General features: G+C 59.6%; 21 protein-coding genes and 1 pseudogene. 15 read left to right on the top strand and 7 right to left on the bottom strand.

Annotation, left to right across the window (positions count from 1 at the left end; all coding sequences use genetic code 11):
- The first annotated feature begins 69 nt into the window (after positions 1-69).
- On the top strand, positions 70-315 hold the full coding sequence (gene rpsU, locus GA0061101_RS17520; RefSeq protein WP_037191410.1) for a 30S ribosomal protein S21: 246 nt from the start codon (positions 70-72) through the stop codon (positions 313-315).
- Positions 316-415: 100 nt separating this feature from the next.
- Complete coding sequence (locus GA0061101_RS17515) at positions 416-571, top strand: helix-turn-helix domain-containing protein (protein ID WP_081938671.1); 156 nt, start codon at positions 416-418, stop codon at positions 569-571.
- A 250-nt stretch (positions 572-821) separates the two neighbouring features.
- Here GA0061101_RS17515 and GA0061101_RS40115 read toward each other — a convergent pair.
- A pseudogene (locus tag GA0061101_RS40115) lies at positions 822-929 on the bottom strand (YkgJ family cysteine cluster protein); the annotation flags it as partial.
- Positions 930-1,030: 101 nt separating this feature from the next.
- On the opposite strand from GA0061101_RS40115, the gene GA0061101_RS17505 reads away from it, so the two are divergent.
- The 3 genes from GA0061101_RS17505 (at position 1,031) to GA0061101_RS17495 (ending at position 4,614) form a co-directional block, all read left to right on the top strand.
- Complete coding sequence (locus tag GA0061101_RS17505) at positions 1,031-1,246, top strand: hypothetical protein (protein WP_092574322.1); 216 nt, start codon at positions 1,031-1,033, stop codon at positions 1,244-1,246.
- Positions 1,247-2,214: 968 nt separating this feature from the next.
- Positions 2,215-3,024, top strand: coding sequence for a CheR family methyltransferase (locus GA0061101_RS17500; protein WP_167669568.1), 810 nt, complete (start codon positions 2,215-2,217; stop codon positions 3,022-3,024).
- 78 nt (positions 3,025-3,102) lie between these two features.
- Positions 3,103-4,614 (top strand): oligosaccharide flippase family protein, encoded by a 1,512-nt coding sequence (locus GA0061101_RS17495; RefSeq protein WP_092574319.1) that lies wholly within the window; start codon positions 3,103-3,105, stop codon positions 4,612-4,614.
- A gap of 324 nt (positions 4,615-4,938) precedes the next feature.
- Here GA0061101_RS17495 and GA0061101_RS17490 read toward each other — a convergent pair whose 3' ends face one another.
- Entirely contained in the window at positions 4,939-5,310 is a 372-nt protein-coding gene (locus tag GA0061101_RS17490; protein WP_037191418.1) for a COG4315 family predicted lipoprotein, read from the bottom strand.
- Positions 5,311-5,831: 521 nt separating this feature from the next.
- Between GA0061101_RS17490 and GA0061101_RS17485 the strand changes: the two genes are divergently transcribed.
- A complete protein-coding gene (locus GA0061101_RS17485; RefSeq protein ID WP_092574317.1) occupies positions 5,832-6,914 on the top strand; it encodes an extracellular catalytic domain type 1 short-chain-length polyhydroxyalkanoate depolymerase in 1,083 nt (360 codons plus the stop codon).
- Positions 6,915-7,109: 195 nt separating this feature from the next.
- Positions 7,110-7,508: a DUF1236 domain-containing protein gene (locus GA0061101_RS17480; protein WP_047639733.1), complete on the top strand. Its 399-nt coding sequence runs from the start codon at positions 7,110-7,112 to the stop codon at positions 7,506-7,508.
- A 304-nt stretch (positions 7,509-7,812) separates the two neighbouring features.
- Here the strand turns inward: GA0061101_RS17480 and GA0061101_RS17475 are convergent, their stop codons facing one another.
- The 4 genes from GA0061101_RS17475 to GA0061101_RS17460 all read right to left on the bottom strand — a co-directional run bounded on the left by GA0061101_RS17475 (position 7,813) and on the right by GA0061101_RS17460 (position 13,421).
- Positions 7,813-9,783, bottom strand: coding sequence for an ABC transporter ATP-binding protein/permease (locus tag GA0061101_RS17475; RefSeq protein WP_047639732.1), 1,971 nt, complete (start codon positions 9,781-9,783; stop codon positions 7,813-7,815).
- 180 nt (positions 9,784-9,963) lie between these two features.
- A complete protein-coding gene (locus GA0061101_RS17470; RefSeq protein WP_037191433.1) occupies positions 9,964-10,731 on the bottom strand; it encodes an SDR family NAD(P)-dependent oxidoreductase in 768 nt (255 codons plus the stop codon).
- 369 nt (positions 10,732-11,100) lie between these two features.
- Positions 11,101-12,306, bottom strand: a complete 1,206-nt coding sequence (locus GA0061101_RS17465) for an acyl-CoA dehydrogenase family protein (protein ID WP_047639731.1) — start codon at positions 12,304-12,306, stop codon at positions 11,101-11,103.
- Between the two features lie 71 nt (positions 12,307-12,377).
- Positions 12,378-13,421: a substrate-binding domain-containing protein gene (locus GA0061101_RS17460; RefSeq protein WP_092574315.1), complete on the bottom strand. Its 1,044-nt coding sequence runs from the start codon at positions 13,419-13,421 to the stop codon at positions 12,378-12,380.
- Positions 13,422-13,655: 234 nt separating this feature from the next.
- Between GA0061101_RS17460 and GA0061101_RS17455 the strand changes: the two genes are divergently transcribed.
- From GA0061101_RS17455 to GA0061101_RS17425, 7 genes are all read left to right on the top strand, one after another.
- Entirely contained in the window at positions 13,656-15,140 is a 1,485-nt protein-coding gene (locus GA0061101_RS17455; RefSeq protein WP_092574313.1) for a sugar ABC transporter ATP-binding protein, read from the top strand.
- Positions 15,137-16,192 carry an ABC transporter permease gene (locus GA0061101_RS17450; RefSeq protein WP_092574311.1) on the top strand — a complete coding sequence of 352 codons (1,056 nt, stop codon included), beginning with the start codon at positions 15,137-15,139 and terminating at the stop codon, positions 16,190-16,192. Before GA0061101_RS17455 ends, GA0061101_RS17450 begins: the two co-directional genes overlap by 4 nt.
- A gap of 115 nt (positions 16,193-16,307) precedes the next feature.
- A complete protein-coding gene (locus GA0061101_RS17445; protein ID WP_037191451.1) occupies positions 16,308-17,312 on the top strand; it encodes a sugar ABC transporter substrate-binding protein in 1,005 nt (334 codons plus the stop codon).
- 61 nt (positions 17,313-17,373) lie between these two features.
- Positions 17,374-18,924, top strand: a complete 1,551-nt coding sequence (locus GA0061101_RS17440; protein ID WP_092574309.1) for a sugar ABC transporter ATP-binding protein — start codon at positions 17,374-17,376, stop codon at positions 18,922-18,924.
- On the top strand, positions 18,914-19,933 hold the full coding sequence (locus tag GA0061101_RS17435; protein ID WP_092574307.1) for an ABC transporter permease: 1,020 nt from the start codon (positions 18,914-18,916) through the stop codon (positions 19,931-19,933). Before GA0061101_RS17440 ends, GA0061101_RS17435 begins: the two co-directional genes overlap by 11 nt.
- Positions 19,934-19,935: 2 nt before the next feature.
- Positions 19,936-20,913 carry an ABC transporter permease gene (locus tag GA0061101_RS17430; RefSeq protein ID WP_092574305.1) on the top strand — a complete coding sequence of 326 codons (978 nt, stop codon included), beginning with the start codon at positions 19,936-19,938 and terminating at the stop codon, positions 20,911-20,913.
- Positions 20,914-20,947: 34 nt separating this feature from the next.
- On the top strand, positions 20,948-22,336 hold the full coding sequence (locus GA0061101_RS17425) for an LLM class flavin-dependent oxidoreductase (RefSeq protein ID WP_092574303.1): 1,389 nt from the start codon (positions 20,948-20,950) through the stop codon (positions 22,334-22,336).
- A gap of 37 nt (positions 22,337-22,373) precedes the next feature.
- Here GA0061101_RS17425 and GA0061101_RS17420 read toward each other — a convergent pair whose 3' ends face one another.
- Positions 22,374-23,045, bottom strand: coding sequence for a TetR/AcrR family transcriptional regulator (locus GA0061101_RS17420; RefSeq protein ID WP_092574301.1), 672 nt, complete (start codon positions 23,043-23,045; stop codon positions 22,374-22,376).
- A 105-nt stretch (positions 23,046-23,150) separates the two neighbouring features.
- Here GA0061101_RS17420 and GA0061101_RS17415 point away from each other — a divergent pair, with 105 nt between their 5' ends.
- Positions 23,151-24,518 (top strand): cytochrome P450, encoded by a 1,368-nt coding sequence (locus GA0061101_RS17415; protein ID WP_047555521.1) that lies wholly within the window; start codon positions 23,151-23,153, stop codon positions 24,516-24,518.
- Positions 24,519-24,525 lie beyond the last annotated feature (7 nt).

Here is a 24,525-nt window from a genome sequence, read left to right as displayed (position 1 = left end):
GCCAAGCCCTCTGCTCTGGGCGTAAGGACTCTCCCCGAACAATGAGCACGGTTATATCAGGAGAAAAGATTGCAAGTCCTTGTTAGAGACAACAACGTCGATCAGGCGCTACGCTTTCTGAAGAAGAAATTGCAGCAGGAGGGTGTTTTCCGGGAAATGCGGCTGCGCGAGTATTATGAAAAGCCTTCCCAAAAGCGCGCCCGCGAAACGGCTGAGGGAATACGGCGTGCGCGCAAGCTCGCACAAAAGAAACTGAACCGCGAGCTAGGCATAAGCACAGCTAAAAAGCCCAAGCCGGCTCCCCGCTCCAAATAGATATAACCTACTCTCCGCCGAAAGCGCAGCCTGGCGGAAACCTGCTTCCGCGGAGCCAAAAGTGTGAACCGGCTCTGCACGATGACCCCGTTGAGATCCCGTGCAAGCGATTTTAAGCTTCACTCGGGCGGCCATCAGGCTCGGCATATCCCAATCGGCCCTCAGCCAGGCTATACGTCGGTTGATTGAGACATTGCGCCGGGCACTGGGCGACGTGTCGGAGAGGCTCGCAGCCGTCACTTCGATGCGCAGCTGAAAGGGTATGGCATCGCCCTTGTTTTGGAAAGCAGCGCACCACCGCCGACAAATCACTGTGCCGCGTGCTGGAGCAATTCCAGGAAAAGTGCGCAGCGGTTTTCCGTCTGGAATTGCGTAAAAATAACAGATAGAGCGGTTTGGCGATTCCATGAATCGCTGAACCGCTCCAGAGGACTGGTGTCAGCCGTTCGCCGGGTTTCACTTATACTATCCGAGCCACCGGCAAAGCTCTGCTGCTTTCGACTTGCTTAGGCACGACAAACATCTGGCCGAAGATCATAAACCAAGCATGATGTGTTCGAACCAATGTGACCGGTCAAAGCTAAACAGCGCGCGCCGCGACACCGCATTCCTCCTTGATCTATTTTCACGTGCCTTTCTGCAATATTTTGGCCGTAGTGGAACTTTCAGCCACGCTATCGATTTGCTTCGTCGAAACAGCGAGGAGAAGTCGGGCATGGATTCACAACGGACTTTTCAACGACGACGCCCCGTAAGGGGTGCTCCTTATTCACTGGCGGAATTTCAGAAAAAGTACCGCCTGGACCGTGGCACCGCCGAAGACCTCTTCCTTCGGTTTGGCCCCTCGGCGATTGAGCTCGATTTGCTCATGAAGGCAAAACGTCGAGCACCTTCTTTTGATGAGCTGACGAAAGATATGCCTCATCGCTAGAGATAGTCCAATGGCGCTCTCTCCAGATGTCAGAGGCGCCCTCACGCCGCATGAACCAAGATCTCACTCCCAGATCTTGTTTTCACAGCGTCAAGTTTACATTGCCCTACCATCATCTTAAACCGAGGAGGTACTCGAATTGGCGCTACGCCTTTTTGACGATGACCCGCTCCGATTTGGCGAATTGAGGCGAGTGATGGGCCGACCTAAAACCTCTGTATGCAGAATCTTCAGATATCCTTGGCTCAAAGATTTCTCGTGATCGTCGGCATTTTGGCGGCGATTGCGCTTGCCGCAAACATTCCGCATCTCCACACGGGAAAAGGTCATCGGGAATTGGGCAGGATAGAGCTATCTGCTGGATCGTCGCGCGTTCCGCGTGATTGTATTTGGTCCAGCCACACCGCTGGAACCAAACGGGTCCAGCGGTCGATGCAAGCCTGTAAACGCTACAGCGCTGCTTATTCTACCTTCGATGTGATCTGCCCTTCGCTCTATTTTGCAGTATCTGAGATTGTCCGGGCATACTTCTTGCCCCATGGGCTGCCACTGTTTCCTCCAGAGCAACAGAGTTTTCTGTATCCCTCGTAGGCTCTATCGCGACACGACTGCGCACTTCTGCTCCCGGTAGATAGTCTCGCTTCTGCGATACGCGAACTCCGAAGTGAGCCGACATGCGTACGATAGCAGCCGGACGCCGCATCCTGCCGGCCTGCCTCGGTATGGGGTCGGCAATCTCCGGGCCTGTCTTTCGATGATAGCGCAGGAAAGCTTCTTAGCGCGCGTTTGCACCAATCCGATTTGAAACCCTGTTGTTTGCCTGATCCTCGTTGGGATCGGCGCTACGTTAGAAGGAGTATATAATGCCGCTCGCCATCACTGGATTTAATTCCCTTCGTCAGGCTCCCTTTCGCCTGTGTCGCGCTCTTTGGGAGACACTTCCGCACCCAGTCCGGCGAACGCCGGCCATGTTCCGTGCCGGACGATACATCTACCGCCAATTCACCCGTCACACCGGGAAGTTTCAGTCGCACTATACCCAGTTCATGCGCAACCCGCCGCTGTTGTCGACTATCGCAACACTCGCGTCCCACTATCCGCGTAGCAGCCACCTAAAGATCGCGTCTATTGGGTGCAGTACCGGGGCCGAACTCTATTCCGTTCTCTACACGATCAAAAGCCTCCGGAGCGATTTGCATGTCACCGCGCAGGGCGCAGACATATCGGATGCGGTGGTGGAGGCCGCACGGCGAGGCGTCTACTTTCCCGATGTTCCGGCTGCCGAGGGAGGTCTTTACGCTGCAGGCAGGGCGGAAGTCGCCGGCGCTGATGTGCCATCACTCGTCAAACTCCTGGAGCCTCTTGCGGATGGATCGTTGCGGGTAAGGGACTGGGTGACGGAAGGCGTTACCTGGCGGACCGCCGATGCGACTGACGATAAGCTTCCGGAGCTTTTCGAGCCGCAGGATTTCCTGCTGGCAAACAATTTCATGGGGCCGATGGACGACCACTTGGCCGAACGATGCCTACGGAACATGGTAAGGCTTGTCGCCCGCGACGGATATCTGGTCGTCGACGGGATCGATCTCGACGTTAAAACGAGAGTGTTGACGGAATTCGGGTTTCGGCCCGTGCTGATGAACCAGGAAGAGATATGGGAAGCGGAGGGATTAAAAACCGGCTGGCCGTGGCTTCGCTGGGGCCGTGAGCCGATCGATCGCAGCGAGGCTGATTGGGCTCGGCGATATTCGGTCATCTTTCGTCGTGACGACCACTAACTCGCGAATTTGCACCGGCCGCCGAGATCGTCAATCGAGGCGAGGCGACCGGTGATCTATCAATCTGGAACGCTTCACATGTTTTCACCGACCAAGGACGCTGGACCCCGCACGGACAGCGAAGCACCGCATTGGGACGGACCCACAAGACGTCAGTTTATACGGGCGATCGTGTCCGGCGGCGTTTGGATCGTCGTAGCGAAGATCGTTTCACAGGTTTCGCAAATCGCGATGTTCTTCCTTGCGGCACGCATGCTGAGCCCCGCCGAATTCGGGCTTTTCGCTTTCGTTTCGGCCATTGCCATGCTGCTGGTGGTGATAGCGGAGGGTGGCTGGGCGGAATTCATGATGAAATCGCGAGATAGCGGCGATTGCTTCGATCAAGTCGCCACTATCTCGCTTTGCAGTGGCGGAATATTTACGATCGTCGGCCTCATCGGTACCACGGTCTTCTACGCCCTTACAGCCAACGTCGCGCAAAGTTGGCTTCTCGCTCTTCTAAGTTGCTGGATGTTGCCCGCGGCGCTAACCGCCACTTTCGACGGCGTGTTGGTCGCTTCCGGTCGTCTGCATCAACGTGCACTCGTCAGAGTCGTTGGAGAGGTCGTAGGCCTGCTCACGGCAGTGGCGTTGCTCCACCTTGATGCCCATGCATCGGCTCTGGCGGCGGCCAAAATAGTTTGCCAATTTGTTTTGCTGACAGGATCCATGATCGTTACGATGCGGCTACCGCGTCTACGGCTTACGGCACCTGTGTTTGTCGAAGTCGTAACATTCTCGCGCCAGATCGTCGGAAATCGTCTGGTCGTCTTTCTCGGATCATATTCGGGTACCCTGGTCGTGGGGAGTTTTCTAGGGGTAGCGGATGCGGGATTCTATCGTGCGGCAGAGCGCGTCGTCTCAGTCGTGTCGGAATTGATGGGCGAACCGGCGCGGTCGTTGAGCTGGGTGGTTTTCCGGCGTGCGCACGGGCAGCCTGGCGCATCGGCGCGCTCGATCGGCCACGCCGGCGTGAGATTCCTTCTCATTCTGTTTGCCATTGCAGCGCCCATGTACCTCGGTCTTGCGCAGGTATGCGAACCTGTCGTACGTCTTCTACTTGGCGATGCATGGATGCCTGCAGCCTCCATAATACCCTTTCTTTGTGTGCGCCAATTGCTGCTTTCACCTGGCTACATCAACGAGGCGTCGCTATCCGTCATCGATCGAATCCGGTACCGGCTCCCCGTTACCGTGTTGAACGTTGCTGTATCGCTTGCGGCCGTCGTCGTGTTTGCACGGTTTGGGCTGAGAGAGTTGGCGATCGTTCAATGCTTTACGGCCGCTTTCGCGCTGGCGACCTGCATCGGACTGCAGTCGAAGATTGCGAAGGTGGATTGGGTGGAGATTTCGAAAGGAGTTATCCTGCTGATCCTGCCTGCGAGCATAATGATGATCGCGACTGTGATGGTGGTCCACAATCTGTCGGGAGACATGTCCTGGCGGGTCGGTCTTTTTCTTCAGATCACTACCGGCGCTTTGACCTACGCTACCGCGCTGATGGCATTGGTAGGTCTAAGCAGGCGCCTGCGCTGGCTAACCTTAGAATAGAATGAACCTGGGGCTTCGCGTTCTGCGGAGCTTGACGGGTATTCATTTTCCGTCGGCAAGAAATCGCGGGCGGATTCCACAACTCTGTCGCCTGCGCGACCGCAATGCCTTTTCCTGGGCGCCAGGACGATGAAGTATCCGGATTTCCTCGACATTCGTATCGCGCTAACGGGTCGTGTTCTCTTGCCGGACCCCATATCGACATCAACCGCAAGGCAGGGCTTTGCGTTCGGGTTTCGGACCTCGAAGACATTGTACGGGAATTTGCAGTACGAAATAGAGGGCGATCCGAGGGCCGCCCTCTGCAACTCCATGCCTATCCGGCTATTTAGCCACGTGCCAGAGGTTGGCAACGCCGTCGCCGTTCATGTCGCCTGACTTTTTATCTCCAGTAAAGGTATAAAGCGGCTTGCCGCCATAAGCCCACATTTGCTTGCCATCGGCATCCTTGACCAACGACCACTCACCCTCTGCCTTGGCTTTGTCGGCAGCATGGAAGGCTGGCCACTTCTTGAGGCAATCCTTGTCGCAGTTTGATTTACCTTTGGTATCCTTGTCGAATGTGTAGAGGGTCATGCCCTTTTCCGTAGCCATGACCTTGCCCATTTTGGTGTCGACCATCTTGACAGGTTCGGCTGCCAGAGCCGGCAAAGTTGTTGCGGCTAAAAGGCCGATCGCGATCAGCAGCGTTTTCATATTTTCCTCCCATTCGGGGTTCCTGACGAAATGTCAGCAGTGCCCGATATAGCCATAGAGAAACGCTCGGCCGTCGACGTGGTTCCATTGAGCGGCCGGCAAACCGCACAACGGCAATTGCCTTCCTATCGCAATGACATTGCGTGAAAAAACCGGTTCATAAGGAGCACGAATAACGGATTCTCTTTCCTGCCTTGAGCGACGACGTCCATACCGGGGAAGGCTTTCGCACCGCAAACCTGCAGCCCCTGAGGACATCAACCATGACCGCCCACCCGCCGCTGCTGCCAGCCTCGGAGCGATCGTCACGGAATTGGTGATCAATGTTTCCAAGCTCCCCTTTCCTGGCCATCGCAACGGTTTGTCGCAAGTATGGCGGCTTCAAAACTGCCGGGTATTCCCGGAAAGCTCGCCCCCTACCCTGTTTCATCCTGTAAATCGTTTTGTGCAGTGCAACAAAATGGAGCAGTGCGCGTTTGCTTTTGTCACTGCCATTCCGGCTTTGATAGTTGGAGCATGCAATGACATCCCTTTCCGATACGATCAAACGCCTCGCAGAGCAGCGAGTTGGACACCTCGGCAATAGTGCTGCGACGTCTCGGCTCGGAGATCTCGGAGCCTTCGGTTCAAACCCTGGGGCACTGGCCGCAAAGATATATGTTCCTTCTTCGCCGGAGCAGCCCCCTGCCCTCGTCGTCGTATTGCACGGTTGTACCCAAACAGCTGAAATCTACGATCATGGTTCTGGGTGGTCCCGCCTTGCCGACGAACATGGCTTCATTCTTCTTTATCCGGAGCAGCGCCGGGAGAACAATATCAATCTCTGTTTCAACTGGTTCGAGCCGGGCGATACGCGCCGCGGCGAAGGGGAGGCCATGTCGATCGTTCAGATGATTGAAATGGCATGCCGTGAGCAGCAGATAGATCGCAAGCGGGTTTTCATCACCGGACTTTCAGCCGGCGGCGCGATGGCCAACGTCATGCTCGCGACCTATCCGGAAGTATTCGCGGGCGGCGCAATCATCGCGGGCCTGCCCTACAACGTCGCCTCTACCGTTCCGGAAGCCTTTGAGCGGATGCGCGGTAACGGCCTTCCATCCGCGTCAATCCTTTCCGCCAAGATCACCGAGGCATCACCACATCGAGGGCCGTGGCCCATTGTCTCTGTCTGGCAGGGCACCCGGGACCACATTGTCGCCGAGGCGAACGCCCGTGGACTCGTCGAGCAATGGCGAAGCATTCACGGCGTGTCTTCCTCTTCGCCCACATCCTCGGTTTCGGAAGCCAACCATCGCATCACCGGATGGGAAATGGAGGACGGTTTCGTCTCGATCGAACTCCATAGAATCGACGGTATGGGTCACGGAACGCCGATCGACACCAAGAGCGGTCTCGGCGTTACTGGTCCGTTCATGCTTGATGTCGGCGTCTCTTCAACCGCGCATATCGCCCGATCCTGGGGCCTGACGCCGTCCTTTGGCAAACGAAGCTATCCCGAGCCCCATCAAAACGACGCGCTGCCGGAACGACCAATACCTGCGTCCGCCGACGGTATCCGGGGTGTCATCGAAAATGCCCTTCGTTCCGCCGGCCTCATGCGCTGAATGATCTGATGAATATGGCAATCGGGACAAGACCTTGAGCCTATGTCGTGCGCGTCACCCTTCACGGATTTTGTCGCTACGGCGCAACTCGTGATGACGCCAAGCAGCTTGTGAGGAGGAACATTCTGGTGCGACGGGCATTCCCCTTTAAGCTCGTACGAGCCAAAAAGGAAAGGAAAAGGAAAGGAAAATGCTATGAATACGAAAGTCATCGTTTCAGCAGCGGCCGCCTTTGGCCTTCTTGCTGGTTCAGCCTTCGCACAATCCTCGACAGTTACCGGGGCTGCGGGTGGCGCGGTTACCGGAGCAGTTGTTGGCGGCCCTGTGGGCGCGGCAGTCGGCGGCGTGACCGGAGCTATCGTCGGAACGGCCATCGACCCTCCGCCCCAGAAGGTCGTCACCTACGTGGAAGAGCAGCCAATGCCTTCCCGTGAGACTGTCGTGCAAGATAGGATAGTTGTCGGCCAGCCGCTCCCTGAGACCGTTGTTGTCACACCGGTCCCCGACAATCCAACCTACGCCTACGCCTACGTTAACCACGAGCGGGTTATCGTCCAGCCGAAGACCCGTAAGGTTGTGAAAATCCTGGAATAATGCTGCCGGAAGGGCCTTTTCCAAAGGCCCTTCCCACCGGGGAGGCGGGCAGCCGATGGCGCGTTCTTCGTGCGTATGGCGTTTGTGAACTCAGGCATACGCATTTTCGAGTTCTGATCTGCGCCCGAGCGGAAGCTCAATTCCTCTGGATAGAATGGTTCGCCTCGTGATAGCGGGCCCAAGAAGTTTTTTGAGCCACTTGGTGGCGCAATACGACAGCCCTCTCCACAGTGCAGGCTTGCCCAGGCGCCTCCGGGAACGCCGACCAGGCAGACTTCAATTTCCATTCTGGGACGGTGCCGTTTCACTCGCGGTCCCGCTCCGCGGAGGGCCGGTTCTCTAAAAGGCGCAAAAGCAAATTCCGCTTTCTCTTACGGTGGACAAGATCAATATCACTGACAAGCTTTGCACCGCCTTCGCGCCGCTCCAATGTGATCTTGCGGCTATGGAAGGCTTCCAGCTCGGCTCGATGCGCTACGCTTATGATCGTGACCTTCGGCAATTCACGGATCACCGTCTCCATCATCTTGTCCTGGCTCTTCTCGTCGAGCGCTGACGTTGCTTCATCCAGCACGATGATATCGGGATCGTGCAGCAAGAGACGCGCAAACGCGAGCCGCTGCTTTTCGCCACCCGACAGCGTCTGGTCCCATGGCGCATCCTCCTCGATCTTATCGTTCAAATAATCGAGCCCCACCCTGTCGAGGGCTGCCTTGATCGTATCCAGCGTCCAGTCATCGGCGGCACGCGGATAGGCGACTGCACGGCGAAGCGTCCCGGAAGGGATATAAGGCCGTTGCGGTAACATGAACAATCGTCTGTCGGCGTGGAAATTGACGCTGCCGTTGCCCCACGGCCAAAGACCTGCGATGGCCCGCACCAGCGTGCTCTTGCCTGAACCGGATTCTCCGGCCACGAGCACCCGCTCGCCTGGTTCGATCACGACCTGGGTTTCCTTGACCACAGCGGTGCCGTCGTCAAGCGACACCGACAGATCGTTCAGGCTGAGCATCGCATCGCCTTCAGTTTCACCGCGCTTGATGCGTCCCAGGGCGTTGCTCTGTTCCGCGCGCTCGAGCCCGTCGAGCGACATCATCAGCGAAGCAATGCGCCGGGCACAGGCGTTCCAATCGGCAAGCCGGGGATAGTTGTCGACCAGCCATCCGAACGCGCTCTGAACGATGGCGAAGGCGGAGGCAGCCTGCATTATCTGCCCAAGAGTCATGCTGCCTTCGAGAAACTTTGGAGCGCAAAGCAAAATCGGTACGACTGGCGCAAACAGGCTCGACCCCTGCGACACAAGCGAGGTGCGCATATGCTGGCGTGCAAGAAGCGCCCATTGCCTGAGCACGTTGGCGAACGTCTTGTCGACGTCGTTACGCTCCTCCTCTTCACCGCCGAGCAATGCGATACTCTCGCCGTTTTCCCGCACGTGCGTCAGCGTGTAGCGAAATTCGGCTTCCGCCTGATTTTTGACCTCCGAGATGTGGACGAAATGGCGGCCGATAAGCGCCATCGAGCTGGACGTAATCGCGGCGTAGAGTACCGCAGTGATGACGAGGAAGCCGGGAACAGTGACGCTCGAACCCCCGATCGTCAGAGTCAAGGCCCCGCCGATCGTCCAGAGCACCACAATGAAGGTCGAGGCCGACAGAAATGCGGAAATGACACCAGCGGTGAAATCAACAGGTGATTCAGTGGCAATCCGCAAATCCTCCGTGATGCGCGCTTCGGGGTTCTTGTGGTCGCCGCCGATGAGATTCAGTTGATAGTACCGGCCGTTTGCGAGCCAGCGCGCGATCACCGCGGTAGTGAGCCAGGAGCGCCAGCGGCGCTGGATCGCCATACGAAGGGAGACTTGGGCAGCGACAAGGACTACGCTTCCGAGCACGAGTGGCAGGAACACGGCACTTAGGAAATATACGGTGCTGGCATTACGCTGTTCTATGGCGTCAAAAATCGCGCGATTCCAGATATTGATTCCATACTGGAAGCCGACATTGATGCCGATCAGGGTCAATAGTGCCATTGAGCACGGCCAAGCGAGGCTGTCGCCACTGCTGCCCCAGTAACCGCGCGCACTGATCCAGAAACGCGTCAGCAAATACCTCTTGCGCGCCCGCTCGGCCTCCTCAGGCGTCAACTCTGGATCGGGCTCGATGACATTTGGCGGCGGCGCGACCTCGACAGTCGACGCCTTTTCCTGGCGCGACTTCTTAAGGCCGCGCGGTTTGGTACCGCCGCCCGATTTCGGATTGAATTTAGCGTGGGTCATAAGCACGATAACGGCTTAAAAATCAAAAGGTTTCATGGTGCCGTTGTCGAACACGGCATCGCAGGCGTGTCGAAAAAATGAGGCATCCACCGCTCGAACGCACAGCGCCTCAAAAGGGCATGTTACCCCAACCATTTTTCAGCCATCGATCTGCTCGACAGCCACGTAGCCTCTCCGCAATTAGATCGCGGTGAAGCCGTTGTCGACAAACAAGTGGGCGCCGTTGACAAAACGCGATTCGTCGCTGGCGAGATAAAGCGCGGCCTGGGCCACATCCTCGGGTTCGCCGATGCGGCCCTGCTGCGCGGCGATAGCGGCATCCGACACGTCGACACCCAGAGCCTGCAACTCGGAAACCTCCCGCAGGCCATGCGGCGTTCGGATGAATCCGGGGCATACGGCATTGCAGCGAATGTTTCGGTCTCGAAATTCAACGCCGACCGCACGGGCGAACATATGAACCGCACCCTTCGTGGTGTCATACAGGACTTCCATCGGCGTTGCAGCTACGGCAGAAATCGACGATGTGCAAACGATCGAGCCACCGCCCGCAGCGATCATGCCCGGCAGCACTGCCCGGGTCATTAGAAACATGGAACGGACATTGACGGCATGAAGCCAATCCCACTCCTGAACTGTCGTTTCCAGGAATGGCTTGATGACGATCGTTCCCGCATGGTTGAACAGCACGGTGACCGCGCCGAATAGGGCTTCCACGCCCTTCACCGCGTCTGTAACCGCCGTCTCGTCGGAGACATCCGCGATCCAATGCTCGGCGGTTCCTCCGGCAGCGCGAATATCGCTGACGGTTTGCGCCGCTGCATCGCCGTTCCGGTCGATGATTGCGACCCTTGCGCCTTCCCGTGCGAACAGCCGGGAGGCCGCTCCTCCCATACCGGTCGCCCCTCCGGAAATAATCGCGATCTTGCCTTTTAGCCTGTCAGTCATGTCCTTGTCTCACTTACCACGATTTTCGTCACGTTGTTGCGGACGTCAACGATATCACGATCTCATCCGGAATCGGACTGATCCTCAACAGAGCCCGCGGATTCAAAGCAAGCACATTCGCGGCTCTGTAGCCGCGTGGCCTGACTTGCCGAATTCGGCTCTATTTGGATGACATGAGAGAATCGGATCGGAGATCGTCCGACGGTGGAATCGCGGGTCTGGCACATGCGAAGCCATTCGCCAGCCGAATGAGGCCTGCCGACGTAAGCAGGCCGCATCAGAGATATGCGAGAAACAAACAAAGCACTGTAAAACTCTCTGTAAACAGCGCTTCGCTCACACGGGGAAATACCCCATAACCATGTGTATTCAGCTGTAGAGACTGACCTCGGGGATCGTGTCGTTGAGAACGAATTCTCCGACTTCCCTTGCCTTGTAGAAGACCGGATCGTGCAGCGTGTGGGTCCGCACATTACGCCAGAAACGGTCGAAGCGATATTTCTCAGCTGTCGAACGCGCGCCGGTGAGCTCGAAAACGCGGGCAGTCACATCAAGAGAAACATGCGTGGCATGGACCTTCGCCGCATAGGCTTCGGCCGCAGCCTCGCCGCGTTCTCGCGCGGTCGCCTTATGACCCTTGGCAAGATTGGCCTGAACGACAGCGGCGGCGCTATCGGCTAGGGCCGCAGACGCCTTCAAGGCGGCGGTCAGCTCGCCAACGCGCTCGAGGATATAAGGATCGTCGGCCGCCCGCTCGACGCCTGAGGTCACCCAAGGCCGCGTCGTCGTGCGGACATAATCGACCGCCTCGCGCAACGCGCCTTCGGCGGTCCCGAGATAAAAGTTCACGAAAACAAGCTGAATGAGCGGCGTGTTGAACGTAGCCAAGACGGGAGCGGCATCGCCGGTCGTTGCGACCTTGTCCAGATCCTCCTCATAAACAGGGAAATCATGGAATTCGACGCTGCCGCTATCGGAAAGGCGCTGGCCGAAATTATCCCAATCGTCATTGGCCTTGTAACCCGCGCGATTGGTCGGAACGGCAAAGCCGACGATCTTGTCGTCGAGGGCGGCATTGGCGTTGATATAGTCGGAGACGTGCGCCGCCGTGGAGAAGGATTTGCGGCCGTTCAGGACATAGCCGTTGCCGCGCCGCGTCAGCACGAGGCCGGGATCGCGCGGATTGACGGCCGCGCCCCAATAGAGGCTGTTAGCCACCGTCTTGCTGCCGAGCTCCTGTGCGCGCGCCTCGTCGAAGGCCCAGTAGACATATTGGCTGTTGACGAAATGATAGCCGAGAAGCTGGCCGATGGAGCTTTCGCCGCGGGCGAGGATGCGGGTCAAACGCAGGCCATCAACCCAATCGAGACCACCGCCGCCGATCTGCGGCGCATGCAGCGCATTCAGCAATCCCGCATTCTTGAGCTTGACGATTTCGCCAAGCGGCGGCTGGCCTTCACGGTCCAGCTCGGCGGCGCGTTTCGAAAGGTCAGCTGCAATTTCCTCGGCCCTGGCAAAGAGATCCTCTCGCGTGGTATTCCGATTGCTCGCGAAGACGACGTTGGACTGGCTCATGATATCACTCCGATTCTATGACATGAGCCGGCGGGGTCTCGTGATCCCGCCGGCAAATCGAGGCAGGCAGCTTAGAAAAGCTTGTCCGGGATCCAGGTGGCGGTCACCGCGTCGCTCGTGCTGAACGCCGGAACCTTCTGCGCCAGCTCCTCGATCGTCTTGACACCGGCGGTGCGCAGTCCCTCCTGGGTCAGGAGCGTCGGCTTGACGGTGATCTGATGCGGAACATCCTGACCGGCGACCTGCAGGGCGGCGGCGCGAATGGAGACGGCGCCGACAACGGCCGGATTGGTCGCGACGGTCGCAACCCAGGGGCTGCCCGGCTCGATGATCTCCTGAATGTCGGCGGTGGAAACGTCAGCCGAATAGATCTTCAGCTTGCTCCCGATGCCGAGATCGTTGGCCGCAAGCTTCACGCCACGGGCAAATTCGTCATAGGGGGCGAAGACGACAGTGATGTCGGGATTTGCTATCAACGCCGCCTTTGCCTGGTCGGCCGTGGAGGTTGCCGTCGTATCGCTGACATTGCCGAAGCTGGCCTTTTCGACCACACCAGTATTTTGTGACTTGAACGTCTCCCAGACTTCATTGCGGCGGTCGAGCGGCGCAAAGCCTGCGACATAGACATAGCCCGCCTTGAAGCTGCTGCCATTATCCTTGACGACCTGCTTCAAGGCGAGATCGGCAAGCTCGTGGTCGCTCTGCTCGACCTGCGGGATCTTCGGATTGTTGAGATTGACGTCGAAGGCGACGACCTTGATGCCCTTGTCGAGCGCCTGTTCCACGACGTCACCGAGCGATTCCGGCAGGCCGTGATCGATGACGATGCCCGAGACACCGAGGTTGATCGCCTGCAGGATCTGCTCACGCTGTTCGGCGGCATCCTGACGTCCCGGGAAGACGCGCAGATCGATGTCGAGCGCCTTGGCCTGGGCTTCGGCGCCGGCCTGATAGGCCTGAAAGAAGTCGCCGGCGGAAATGTAGCTGATGAGAGCGATCTTGACGCCGCCCTTGTCGAAGGGAGCAGGAGCGCCGCTCACGCCGCCGGCCATTGCTGCTTGCGTGAAAAAGAGCGGAATGGCGGCTGACAGGGCAAGCCGCGGAAGGGATTTCATCGTCGCGATCCTCGTGATCAATCGGAAGCGTCGTCTGACGGAATGCCAACCCTGCGACGCATGAAATTATTAGATATAATCTCTATGTTTTTAGTAGAGTAAATCATCCGAATTTCGCGGCCTTCTGAGATTCTTTGTTCGCCTCGGCAGGCCTTCAGGGCAAGGGCTTGCCTGGAAATCCGGTGGCCATGCTGCGCACTATCAGCGCTCGAACAGGAACCCGGATCCCTCTGAATGGCGCTTCTTGACGTCTCCAATATTACGCATAGCTTCGGCTCGACACGCGCCGTCGATGCCGCGCGCTTTGCGATCGAGCGCGGAGAGATCGTCGCGCTGATGGGTGCCAACGGCGCTGGAAAATCGACGCTGGTCAAGATTCTGTCGGGCGTGTTTGCCGCAGACGGCGGCACGATCCGGCTCAACGGGCAACCGTTCTTGCCCAGAAGCCCTTCTGAAGCGGCTCGGGCGGGTGTCGTCACCGTCCATCAATCGACGGATCTCATCGGTCCTGCCGGACTGACCGTCGCCGATGTTCTGCTGCTCAACCGGTTCGCCGAGCGCGGAACACCCTTCTTCGTCTCGCGCAAGAGCGTTCGGCGCGAGGCCAAGGCAATGCTGGACGCAGCCGGCTTCTCACTGCCGCTCGATCGTGATTTCGGCGATATCTCGGCAGCCGACCGCCAGCTCGTGGCAATCGCGCGCGCCTTGGCCAACAAGGCAGAACTGCTGATCCTCGACGAACCCACAGCCAGTCTATCGGGAACCGAAAGCCGGAGGCTCTTCGATGTCCTCCTGCGGCTGCGTGCTCAGGGTCTGGCGATCCTCTATATCTCGCATCGGACGGCGGATCTGGAGGCTATAGCCGATCGCGCGCTGGTCATGCGCGGCGGACGGGTGGTCGGCAGCGTTTCCCGGCCGATCGACTTTTCTGCCGCTATCGAAGCGATGATCGGCCGCAGGCTGGATAGCGCGCGCCCCGATGTGCGGCAGGCCACGGGCCCGGCGGTCTTTGAAATGCGCGGCACGCGGCTATTTTCGCAAAGCGAAGCCTTCGACCTCAGCCTTCATGCCGGCGAAGTGGTTGCCGTGACCGGCGTACTCGGGGCCGGAAAAAGCCGGTTGCTGGCGGCGATCTTCGGCACCACCCGGTTGGCCGGGGGCGATATGCTGCTCAACGGACGACCTTATCGGCCTCGCTCGCCTGGCGAGGCAGTCGCAGCCGGCGTCGCCATGGCAGGAGAGGATCGCCATCGCTCTTCGCTCATGCCGGATGCCTGGCCGGGCTCCTCCCTGGCGGCGACGATCAGCCTGCCGCATCTCGACAAATGGTATCCCCATGGCTTCCTGCTCGGCGGCCGTGAGCGGCGCGAGGCGGAAAAGGCGATTTCGCGCCTTGGCATCAAGGCAGCGGGTCCGCAAGCCTCTATCTGGACCTTGTCCGGCGGCAACCAGCAAAAGGCCGTCATCGCGCGCTGGGAGGCGGAACCATGCCCGCTCCTGCTGCTCGACGAACCCTTTCAGGGGGTCGATGTCGGCGCGCGGCAGGACATCATAAAGGCGATCCGTGCGCGCAGCGACCGCGCGACGTTGATTGCCACCTCCGACCCGGAGGAAGCCTACGAGGTCGCCGATCGCATTCTCACGATGGATCACCACGTGCTGCGCCCCATCGCTGGCAACAAAACAATTTCCGCAGCCATTGAGGGCATTTCCGCATGACAACGATCGATGACGACAGATTTGCGGCTGCGGCCGCACAGGACGGCCGCGGCGTCAAAGGCCGCCTTGCTGTAGTCGGCCACCATCTCCGCGCGGGCGCAGTGTTCCTCCTGCTCCTGGCCATGCTGGTCGGCTTTACCGCGGCACAGCCCGCCTTCATCACGATCGCAAATCTCATGAGTATCCTGCAGGCCGTGTCTGTTGTTGCGGTCCTCGCCGCCGGCGTCACGGTCACCCTTGCCGTCGGCGGTTTCGACCTGTCCATCGGCGCGATTGCCGCCTCCAGCGTCATGGCGGCAAGCTATGCCATGATCGTCTGGCACCTGGACGCTCTCGCAACCGTGCCTCTGGTGCTGACCTTCGGCGCCGTGATCGGCCTCGTCAACGCCTTCCTCATCGTGCGCCTGCGCGTGCCGGATCTGCTCGCCACGCTCGCAGTGATGTTCCTTCTTTCGGGCCTGCAATTGATCCCGACGGCTGGACGCTCGATTTCGACCGGCATGGTGCTGCCGGACGGCTCGAAGGCGACGGGCGCCTTTGATCCATCCTTCCTTCTGATCGGCCGCTACAATCTCTTTTCCATCCTGCCAGTCGCCGTCGTGTTGATGGCGGTCGTCGCCATCGTGCTTTTCGTACTGACCGAGCGGACCCGCATCGGCCGGCTGCTCTTCGCCACCGGCGGCAACGAACTCGCCACCCGGCTCGCCGGCGCTTCGACAACGCGGCTGAAGACATTTGCTTATGTGATTTCCGGCGTGCTCGCAGCCCTCGGCGGCATCGTCATTGCCGCCCGCGTCGGGCGCGGCGACGTCTCCTCCGGGGGCTCCCTGCTGATGGATTCCGTCGCGGCCGCGTTGATCGGCTACGCCGTCCTCAATCTGCGCCGCCCGAACGTGCTTGGCACGATCGTCGGAGCAGTATTCGTCGGCGTATTGCTGAACGGGCTCACCATGCTGAATGCCCCTTACTATACGCAGGATTTCGTCAAGGGCGCAGTTCTCGTAGGTGCACTGGCGCTAACCTATGGGCTCGGCAGAAACCCTGATCGCTGAGCCCCGGAAGCGGCCCACGGAAATTTCCCCGGCCGCTCGTGTTTTGGAAAACCATTCCTCTGTAATGCGCCTAAATCTATCTATTTTATGCTCTATTGCTCGAGAGGATTCTTTAATGGACAATAAGCAAACGACCGGCCTTGGGCGCCGGGACATTTTGAAACTGACCGCTGCCGGCGCAGCCCTGGCGACCGCTGGGCTGATCTCAAGCAAGGCAGCAGCAGCCGACGATGCCTTGTCTCTAAAAGGCAAGCGTATCGCCATCAGCGCAACGGGAACCGACCACTATTTCGATCTGCAGGCCTATAATGCCCAGATCGACGAAGTGAAGAAGCTCGGCGGCACGCCGATCGCCGTCGATGCCGGTCGTAACGACGGCAAGCTGGTGTCGCAATTGCAGACACTGATCGCACAGCGGCCGGACGCGATCGTCCAGATTCTCGGCACCTTGAGCGTCATCGATCCCTGGCTGAAAAAGGCACGGGACGCGGGTATTCCCGTCCTGACCGTCGATGTCGGGTCCACCAATTCGATCAACAACACCACATCCGACAACTGGGGCATCGGCAAAGATCTGGCGCTGCAGCTCGTCTCCGATATCGGCGGCGAAGGCAATATCATCGCTTTCAACGGCTTCTATGGCGTTACGCCCTGCGCGATCCGCTATGACCAGCTCGTCAATGTCGTCAAGTATTTCCCGAAGGTGAAGATCATTCAACCCGAGCTACGGGACGTCATTCCCAACACGGTTCAGGACGCCTTCGCCCAGATCACCGCGATCCTCAACAAGTATCCGGAGAAGGGTTCGATCAAGGCCATCTGGTCCGCCTGGGATATTCCCCAGCTCGGCGCCACGCAGGCTCTTGCCGCCGCAGGCCGCACGGAAATCCGCACCTATGGCGTCGACGGCAGCCCGGAAGTGCTGCAGCTGGTCGCCGATCCGAACTCGCCTGCTGGTGCCGATGCGGCCCAGCAACCGGCAGAAATCGGCCGCACCGCCATCCGCAACGTCGCCAAGCTGCTGGCAGGGCAGACCCTGGCGCACGAAACCTACGTGCCTGCTCTTCTGGCCAATAAGAGCAACGTCTCCGACGTCGTCAAGAAGCTTGGCATCGGCTGACATATGAACCGGCGATGCGGCTTTCGCCGCATCGCCCCGCATAATGCGAGGGCCTTTTCCAATGACAGCAACCGAGCCTGCGCCTGCGGCCGACAGCCGGGACCACGTCGTCCGTTTTGACGGCATCGTGAAGCGCTTCGGCGGTGCGCAGGCACTGGCCGGCGCGTCGCTGACCGTACGCCGCGGTACCGTGCATGGGCTGGTCGGGCAGAATGGCGCCGGCAAATCGACACTGATCAAGCTTCTTGCCGGCCTGCACAAGCCGGATGAAGGCCGCATCGAAATCGAAGGCCGAGGCTATGATCGGCTGACGCCGCATCTGTGCGAAGAACTCGGCATTCACTTTATCCACCAGGACCGGCTGCTGGTTCCGACTTTCACCGTGGGCGAGACGCTGTTCCTCGGCAGGGAGCTGCGCCTCGGCGGCACGCCCTTTATCGACCGTAGCGCGATGCAACGTCGCGCCCGGGAGATCCTTGCCAATTATTTCGGCGTGGATTTGCCGAAGAACGCGCTGATCAGCGAGCTCTCGACAGCCGAGCAGCAGATCGTTCAGCTCACGCGAGCGCTGTTGCACCAACCGAAACTTCTCGTCTTCGACGAGCCGACCGCTGCTTTGGTCCGGCAGGAGGCGGACATCCTTTTTCGCCTGATCCGCCGTCTGCGCAGCGAAGGAGTGACCATCATCTACATCTCGCACTATCTTAACGAGATCGAGGCTTTATGCGACGATGTCACGGTGCTCCGCAACGGCGTCGATGTCGCCTCCCTGCCCATGAGCGAGACCTCGGCCAACGGGATCGCGACCCTGATGGTCGAGCGCGATATCGGAGAGATGTTCCCGAAGCGGCAGGTGGAATTCGGCGCCGAAATTCTTAAGGTTCGTCATCTCTCGGCAGCCAATCGCTTCCACGATGTCAGTTTCACCCTGCGCCGCGGCGAGATCCTCGGAATCACCGGCTTGCTCGGCTCCGGGGCGAAGGATCTGGTGCGCACCCTCTTCGGACTGCAGGCGGCGACGAGCGGAGAGATCGATATCGAGACGCAGGCCCTGAAGCCGCGCAGTCCAGCCGAGGCTGTCAACCATCAGCTGGCGCTGGTGCCTGAGGATCGTCGCGGCCACGGCGTCGGCCTCGATCTCAGCGTGCGCGAGAATATCACGCTATCGAGCCTTTCCCGCTACACGCGCTTCGGCTTTCTCGACCGTAAACGCGAGGGCAGCGATACCGACGAGCTAATCAAGCGCCTGCAGATCAAGACGGCAGGCCGCGAAGCGTTGGTGCGCACGCTCTCGGGCGGCAACCAGCAGAAGGTCGCGATCGCCAAATGGCTAAGCCGCCAGTCGGAAATCTATCTGCTGGATGAGCCGACCGTCGGTGTCGATATCGGCTCCAAGGTGGAGATCTACTCGCTCATCGGCGAGCTTGCCGCACGCGGCGCCGGCGTGATCGTGCTGTCGTCGGACCTGCCTGAGCTCGTGGGCATTACCGACAGGATCCTCGTGCTGTTCCGCGGCCGGCTGACGCGCGAGCTCGTTTCCTCACAGACCACAACGGATGAAGTGCTGTCGGCATCGACCGGCGCCGTGGAAGGATTGCGCCATGTCGGCTGATGTCCAATTTGCCTCCCTTCCCGAGGCTCCGGCCGGGCGATCGCTGCCATCGGGCAGCAAGCTTGCAGCCGCAACCCTGCGCTTCGGCTCGCTGCTCGCATTCGCCTCGATCCTGGTGATCTTCGCGTTGACGGCACCCTACTTCCTGACCGTCGGCAATATCGGCAACGTGCTCGGCCAATCGGCCATCTCGGGCGTTCTCGCCATCGGCTTGACGATCGTCCTCATCGCTGGCGGTTCCAACGTCGTCACCGGCGGTATCGACCTTTCGCTTGCGGCCAATATGGGCCTGAGCGCCGCGGTCTATGCAACGCTCATCCAGCTGGGTTTCAATGATCTTACTGCCGGCGCGGGTGCACTTGCCACCGGATTGGCGATCGGTGCCGTCAACGCGCTGGCGATCGTGCTGGCGGGCATCGTGCCCTTGCTGGCAACACTGGCTGTCATGAATGTCGTCGCCGGCCTGGAACTGGTTCTGACCCAGAATACAGTTCTTCCGGCGGCGACCGATTTTCTGACAATCCTTTCGGCCTCGGATGGCTTCGGCATACCGATTCTCGCCTATGTCCTGATCGGTTTTACGATCATCGCCGCGGCCATCGTGCAATATACGCCGCTCGGCTTGCGGCTCTACGCCGTCGGCGAGTTTCCCGAAGCCGCGCGCGCGGCCGGCCTGCCGTTGAAAAAGCTGGTCGCGGGCGCCTTCGTCGCCAGCGGACTTTGCGGCGGGATCGCCGGCATCCTATCGGTATCCTATCTCAGCGGCAGCACGACCGGTTCCGGCGAGATGCTGCTTCCGGTCGTCGTAACGGCCCTGCTTGGCTCGGTCTTCTCGCGCCGGCTCGTGCCGACGATCGGCGGCACGCTGATCTCAACCCTGTTCGTCGGCTTCCTCATCAACGGCTTCCAGCTTCTGAACCTGCCGAGCACGCTGGTGAGCGGTGTTCAGGGGCTGCTGATCCTGATTGTCGTTTCGGCGACAACCCTGCTGCGCAAACGGGAGATCTGATCATGTCCGCTACCGCTGTTTCAGCACGACCGTTCGCAGGTGTTGCCCGATATGGCCTCATCGTCGCGCTCATCGCCGTCTTCTCGCTCTTCTCGACGGTCGCGCCGACATTCCTCAGCGCCGGCAATCTGCAGAGCATTCTCGTCAACAATTTCACGCTGCTCGCCATCGTCTCGATCGCCATGACCTTTGCCGTTGCGGCCGGTGGCATCGATCTTTCTGTGGGGACATCCGTCGACTTTGCGAGCTTTGCCTTCGTTTCCAGCATTCTGGCTGGCGTGCCCGTGCCTTTGGCTGCTCTGGCGGGCCTTGGCGCCGGGGCACTGGTCGGGGCGTTCAACGCGGTGCTGATTTCCGGAATCGGCGTATCGCCATTCCTGGCAACGCTTGGAACGCTGTTCATCGGCCGCAGCATCCAGCAGCTGCTGACGGATGGCGGCAATCCGGTCTATCTGCCGCCATCCGGTGTGCCCGAGGCATTTCGTTTTATCGGCCATGGAACGCTTGGCACTATTCCCGTGCCGCTGCTGATCGCGGCCGTCATCATCGTCGGTGCCGCATTGCTCTTTGCCAGGATGCGCTTCGGGCGCGTGGTTCTGGCGATCGGCATCCGGCCGCGGACGGTGCGCTATTCGGGGATCGGGCTCCGAGCCCATGTCGCTGCAACCTTCATTCTCGCCGGCATTATCGCCGCCTTTGCCGGGCTGATCCTGACGGCCACGGTGACCGTCTATATCCCCTCCTCCGGCAACGGCTTCATGCTGAACGCCATAGGCGCCACCTTCATCGGCACGACCTTTTCGCCGCTCGGCCGGCCGAATGTCGCCGGCACGGTGCTCGGCGTGCTGCTTTTGAGCATCGTCGCCAATGGCCTGCTGCTTACAGGCCTGAACTTCTACTGGCAGCAGGTCGGCACCGGTCTCCTGATCTTCGCGGTGCTCGCCTTCAGCTTCGTCAACAAGAAAGCCGTCGGCGCCTGAATGCCGCCGATCCATATCATGCAGGAATAACAACATGACCCGCGAAATCAGGCTCAACGCCTTCGACATGAACTGCGTCGGACACCAGTCACCAGGCCTGTGGCGGCATCCGCGCGACAAGTCCTGGACCTACAAGGATATGGACTATTGGGTCCATCTGGCAAAGACGCTGGAGCGCGGCAAGTTCGACGGGCTGTTCATCGCCGACGTGCTCGGCGTCTATGACGTGCTGAACGGCAATGTCGACGCGGCGCTGCGCCACTCCGCGCAGGTGCCGGTCAACGATCCGCTGCAGCTTATCCCGACCATGGCCTATGAGACGGAGCATCTTGGCTTCGGGCTGACCGCCTCGCTCTCCTTCGAGCATCCCTACACCTTCGCGCGACGCATCTCGACGCTCGATCACCTGACCAAGGGGCGTGTCGGCTGGAACATCGTCACCTCGTATTTGAACAGCGGCGCGCTGAATATAGGCCAGTCTGCGCAGACGCAGCACGATGACCGCTACGGCTTGGCGGAAGAATATCTTGAAGTCTGCTACAAGCTCTGGGAAGGCAGTTGGGAGGACGATGCGGTTATCCGCGACCGGGAAAAAGGCATCTTCACGCGGCCCGAGAAAGTGCATCCCATCCGCCATTCCGGCAAGCATTTCACCGTTCCCGGCATTCATTTGAGCGAACCGTCGCCGCAGCGCACACCGGTGCTTTATCAGGCAGGCGCCTCCAGCCGCGGCAAGGATTTCGCCGGCGCGCATGCCGAATGCATCTTCGTGGCTGCGCCCTCCAAGCCGGTGCTGAAGCGCTATGTCGCCAATGTTCGCGAAGCGGCCGAGCGTGTCGGGCGCAACCCACGCGAAATTCTTGCCTTCAACCTCCAGACCGTGATCCTTGGCGAGACCGACGCGGAAGCGCAGCGCAAGTTCAACGAATACCGGCAATACGCCTCCTTCGAAGGCGCGCAGACGCTGATATCAGGCTGGACCGGCATCGACTTCGGCCAGTTCTCGCCTGACGAGGTACTTCGCCATCGCCATACCAATGCCGTGCAATCCGCCGTCGAGACCTTCACGACCATCGACCCAAACAAGGAGTGGACGGTGCGCGAAATGGCCGATTGGGTCGGCATCGGCGGTTTCGGCCCGGTCTTTGTCGGCTCGCCGCAAACGGTTGCCGACCTGATGCAGGAATGGATAGAGGATACCGATGTCGACGGCTTCAATCTGGCCTATGCCGTGACGCCCGAAAGCTTTGAGGATGCCGTCGATCTTCTGGTTCCCGAGCTGCAGAAGCGCGGCGTCTACAAGACCGACTACCGCTCGGGAACACTGCGGGAAAAACTCGGCGGCAGCGGACCGAGGCTTGTCGCACCGCATCCGGCGACAGGCTATCGCAATCTTCGCGATGCTGTTGCGCGCGCATCTTAACCTCGCGAGGCCACCCAGCTATGCCGGTATTCAGAGTTCAGGCAAGGGGCTCTGAAAGCATCTCCTCGAGATCGGCCTTTGCCTGAGGTGAAAGATAGGGACGCAAGAGGCTCGCGACCTGGCTCAGCCCCCAATGGACGTGCTGCGGGCTGAGGTCGCGAACGCCTTCCTGCAGCCCGAGATAAACGGCCCAATAGGTTGAGACGATCCAAACATTGGCCAATAGCGGCTTCCGGTCATCCGCAGCGACGCTAATGAGACCGGCTGTTTCCATGCGCTGAAAAATGACATCGACCGAAAGACGCATGCCGGCACTGACAGCCAGAATCGGCCCCCTCAATCCCGGCGCGGTCGCCAATAGGCCCGGAAGGTCGCGAAAGAGGAAGCGATAGGTCCAGACGAGGGAGAACCATTTGCGCAGAAAGCCGGCATAGGCTTTCGAGTCGGGCGCGGGCACGGCGTCCGCCTCGGCGACGAGCGCCAGCGCATCGGCCTCGAACCGGGAAAACAGAGCCACTACCAGGGACTCCTTGGTGCGGAAATGGTAGTAGAGATTGCCCTGATTGATACGGACAGCCTCTGCGATTTCCGCCGTTGTCACTGCCTCGGGGCCTTTTTGGTTGAAGAGCGATAATGTCGAGACAAGGATCCGTTCGCGCGTACTGGGTCGTGCTGTCGGCTCCGTTCTTTTGCCTTTGTTTTCCGCCACGCTTTTTCCTCTTGAATGCCTAAGGTATTCACCTTACCTGTTCTAAGGTAAATGCCTTAATCCTGATCTACAGGCATTCGTGGAACTGAACAAGGAGGCGGAAGGATGAATGCACGCGTAAACACGGCCGATCCATCGCCGGGCGCATTTCCCCTGACGCCACGGTCGATGCCGCATGTGCTCCTTTCACTGATCCGCAATCCCCTTGATGCGCTGCCACCCGAGATCTTCGATGAGCCAGTCGTCTTTACGCGGTTAGGCGGAAAATTACGGGTCTATCTCGCCGATCCAGAACTTATCTACCAGGCTCTCGTGAGGAATTCCGATGCGCTCGGCAAGGGCGAGGATGTTCGCCGCCTGCTCGGCCCAGCACTTGGCGATGGCATCCTGACCTCGGATGGCGCTCATTGGAAATGGCAGCGTCAATCCGTGGCCGGTGCCTTTCGCCACGAAAAGCTTCTCGAACTTCAGCCAGCCATGATCGCAGCCGCCCAGCGCAGACGCGATCTTTGGCTCACGCATAAAGACGGCGCTCTCGACCTCTGCCAGGAAATGATGCGCACCACCTTCGACATTATCGTCGAGACGATGATGTCTGGCGGCGAAGGCATCGATGTCGACAGAGTCGAGCGTAACATCACCGACTATCTGAAGCCGACTGGCTGGAAATTTGCGCTGGGCCTGCTCGGCGCGCCGGAGTGGATGCCGCATCCAGGCAAGGAAAAAGCAAAAGCGGCCGTGACCTTCCTGCGGGCGACCCTTGCTAAAGTGATTGCCGAACGGCGGCGCAGTGGTATCGAGCGCAGCGACCTCGTGTCCATGCTGCTTGGTGCAGCCGACCCGGAAACGGGTCGCACGATGAACGACGAAGAGATCATCGACAATCTGATGACCTTCATCACCGCCGGACACGAGACGACGGCGCTCGGCCTTGCCTGGACGCTCCATCTCCTGGCCCGCCATTCGGACTGTCAGGCCAGGCTCTTCGACGAGATCGCCGCTGCCACAGATGGCGGCCCGCTTCTTGCCGAACATGTCGGCAAACTCACCTATGCCCGACAGGTCTTTTCCGAGGCCATGCGGCTCTACCCGCCGGCCCCGATCATCTCGCGCGCGGCACTGCGCGAATTTACCCTTGGCGCCTATACGATTCCGGCCGGAACGATCCTCTATGTGCCGATCTATGCCGTGCATCGTCACGCCTCCATCTGGGAGGACCCGCTGGTTTTCGATCCCGAGCGCTTCGAACCCGAGACTGCCAAGAGCCGCCATCGCTTTGCCTTCATGCCGTTCGGTGCCGGCCCGCGTGTCTGCATCGGCAATGGCTTTGCCATGATGGAAGCCGTTGCGATCCTTGCCGTCCTGCTGCAAAGGTTCCGCGTCACCGGTCCGAACGAACCTTCGCCAAAGCCGATCATGAAGGTCACGCTGCGGCCGATGCACCCTTTGCCGATCCATCTGGTCGAACGATAGGCGCTGG

Source organism: Martinezella lusitana, assembly GCF_900094565.1.
GTDB lineage: Bacteria > Pseudomonadota > Alphaproteobacteria > Rhizobiales > Rhizobiaceae > Rhizobium > Rhizobium lusitanum.
Note: the sequence above shows the minus strand (reverse complement) of the source record. Positions and strands in the feature narration are given on the sequence as shown.

Coding starts and splice junctions, on each gene's coding strand:
- GA0061101_RS17505 (WP_092574322.1), top strand. CDS start 1,031: ATGGATTCACAACGGACTTTTCAACGACGACGCCCCGTAAGGGGTGCT.
- GA0061101_RS17500 (WP_167669568.1), top strand. CDS start 2,215: ATGTTCCGTGCCGGACGATACATCTACCGCCAATTCACCCGTCACACC.
- GA0061101_RS17495 (WP_092574319.1), top strand. CDS start 3,103: ATGTTTTCACCGACCAAGGACGCTGGACCCCGCACGGACAGCGAAGCA.
- GA0061101_RS17490 (WP_037191418.1), bottom strand. CDS start 5,310: ATGAAAACGCTGCTGATCGCGATCGGCCTTTTAGCCGCAACAACTTTG.
- GA0061101_RS17485 (WP_092574317.1), top strand. CDS start 5,832: ATGACATCCCTTTCCGATACGATCAAACGCCTCGCAGAGCAGCGAGTT.
- GA0061101_RS17480 (WP_047639733.1), top strand. CDS start 7,110: ATGAATACGAAAGTCATCGTTTCAGCAGCGGCCGCCTTTGGCCTTCTT.
- GA0061101_RS17475 (WP_047639732.1), bottom strand. CDS start 9,783: ATGACCCACGCTAAATTCAATCCGAAATCGGGCGGCGGTACCAAACCG.
- GA0061101_RS17470 (WP_037191433.1), bottom strand. CDS start 10,731: ATGACTGACAGGCTAAAAGGCAAGATCGCGATTATTTCCGGAGGGGCG.
- GA0061101_RS17465 (WP_047639731.1), bottom strand. CDS start 12,306: ATGAGCCAGTCCAACGTCGTCTTCGCGAGCAATCGGAATACCACGCGA.
- GA0061101_RS17460 (WP_092574315.1), bottom strand. CDS start 13,421: ATGAAATCCCTTCCGCGGCTTGCCCTGTCAGCCGCCATTCCGCTCTTT.
- GA0061101_RS17455 (WP_092574313.1), top strand. CDS start 13,656: ATGGCGCTTCTTGACGTCTCCAATATTACGCATAGCTTCGGCTCGACA.
- GA0061101_RS17450 (WP_092574311.1), top strand. CDS start 15,137: ATGACAACGATCGATGACGACAGATTTGCGGCTGCGGCCGCACAGGAC.
- GA0061101_RS17445 (WP_037191451.1), top strand. CDS start 16,308: ATGGACAATAAGCAAACGACCGGCCTTGGGCGCCGGGACATTTTGAAA.
- GA0061101_RS17440 (WP_092574309.1), top strand. CDS start 17,374: ATGACAGCAACCGAGCCTGCGCCTGCGGCCGACAGCCGGGACCACGTC.
- GA0061101_RS17435 (WP_092574307.1), top strand. CDS start 18,914: ATGTCGGCTGATGTCCAATTTGCCTCCCTTCCCGAGGCTCCGGCCGGG.
- GA0061101_RS17430 (WP_092574305.1), top strand. CDS start 19,936: ATGTCCGCTACCGCTGTTTCAGCACGACCGTTCGCAGGTGTTGCCCGA.
- GA0061101_RS17425 (WP_092574303.1), top strand. CDS start 20,948: ATGACCCGCGAAATCAGGCTCAACGCCTTCGACATGAACTGCGTCGGA.
- GA0061101_RS17415 (WP_047555521.1), top strand. CDS start 23,151: ATGAATGCACGCGTAAACACGGCCGATCCATCGCCGGGCGCATTTCCC.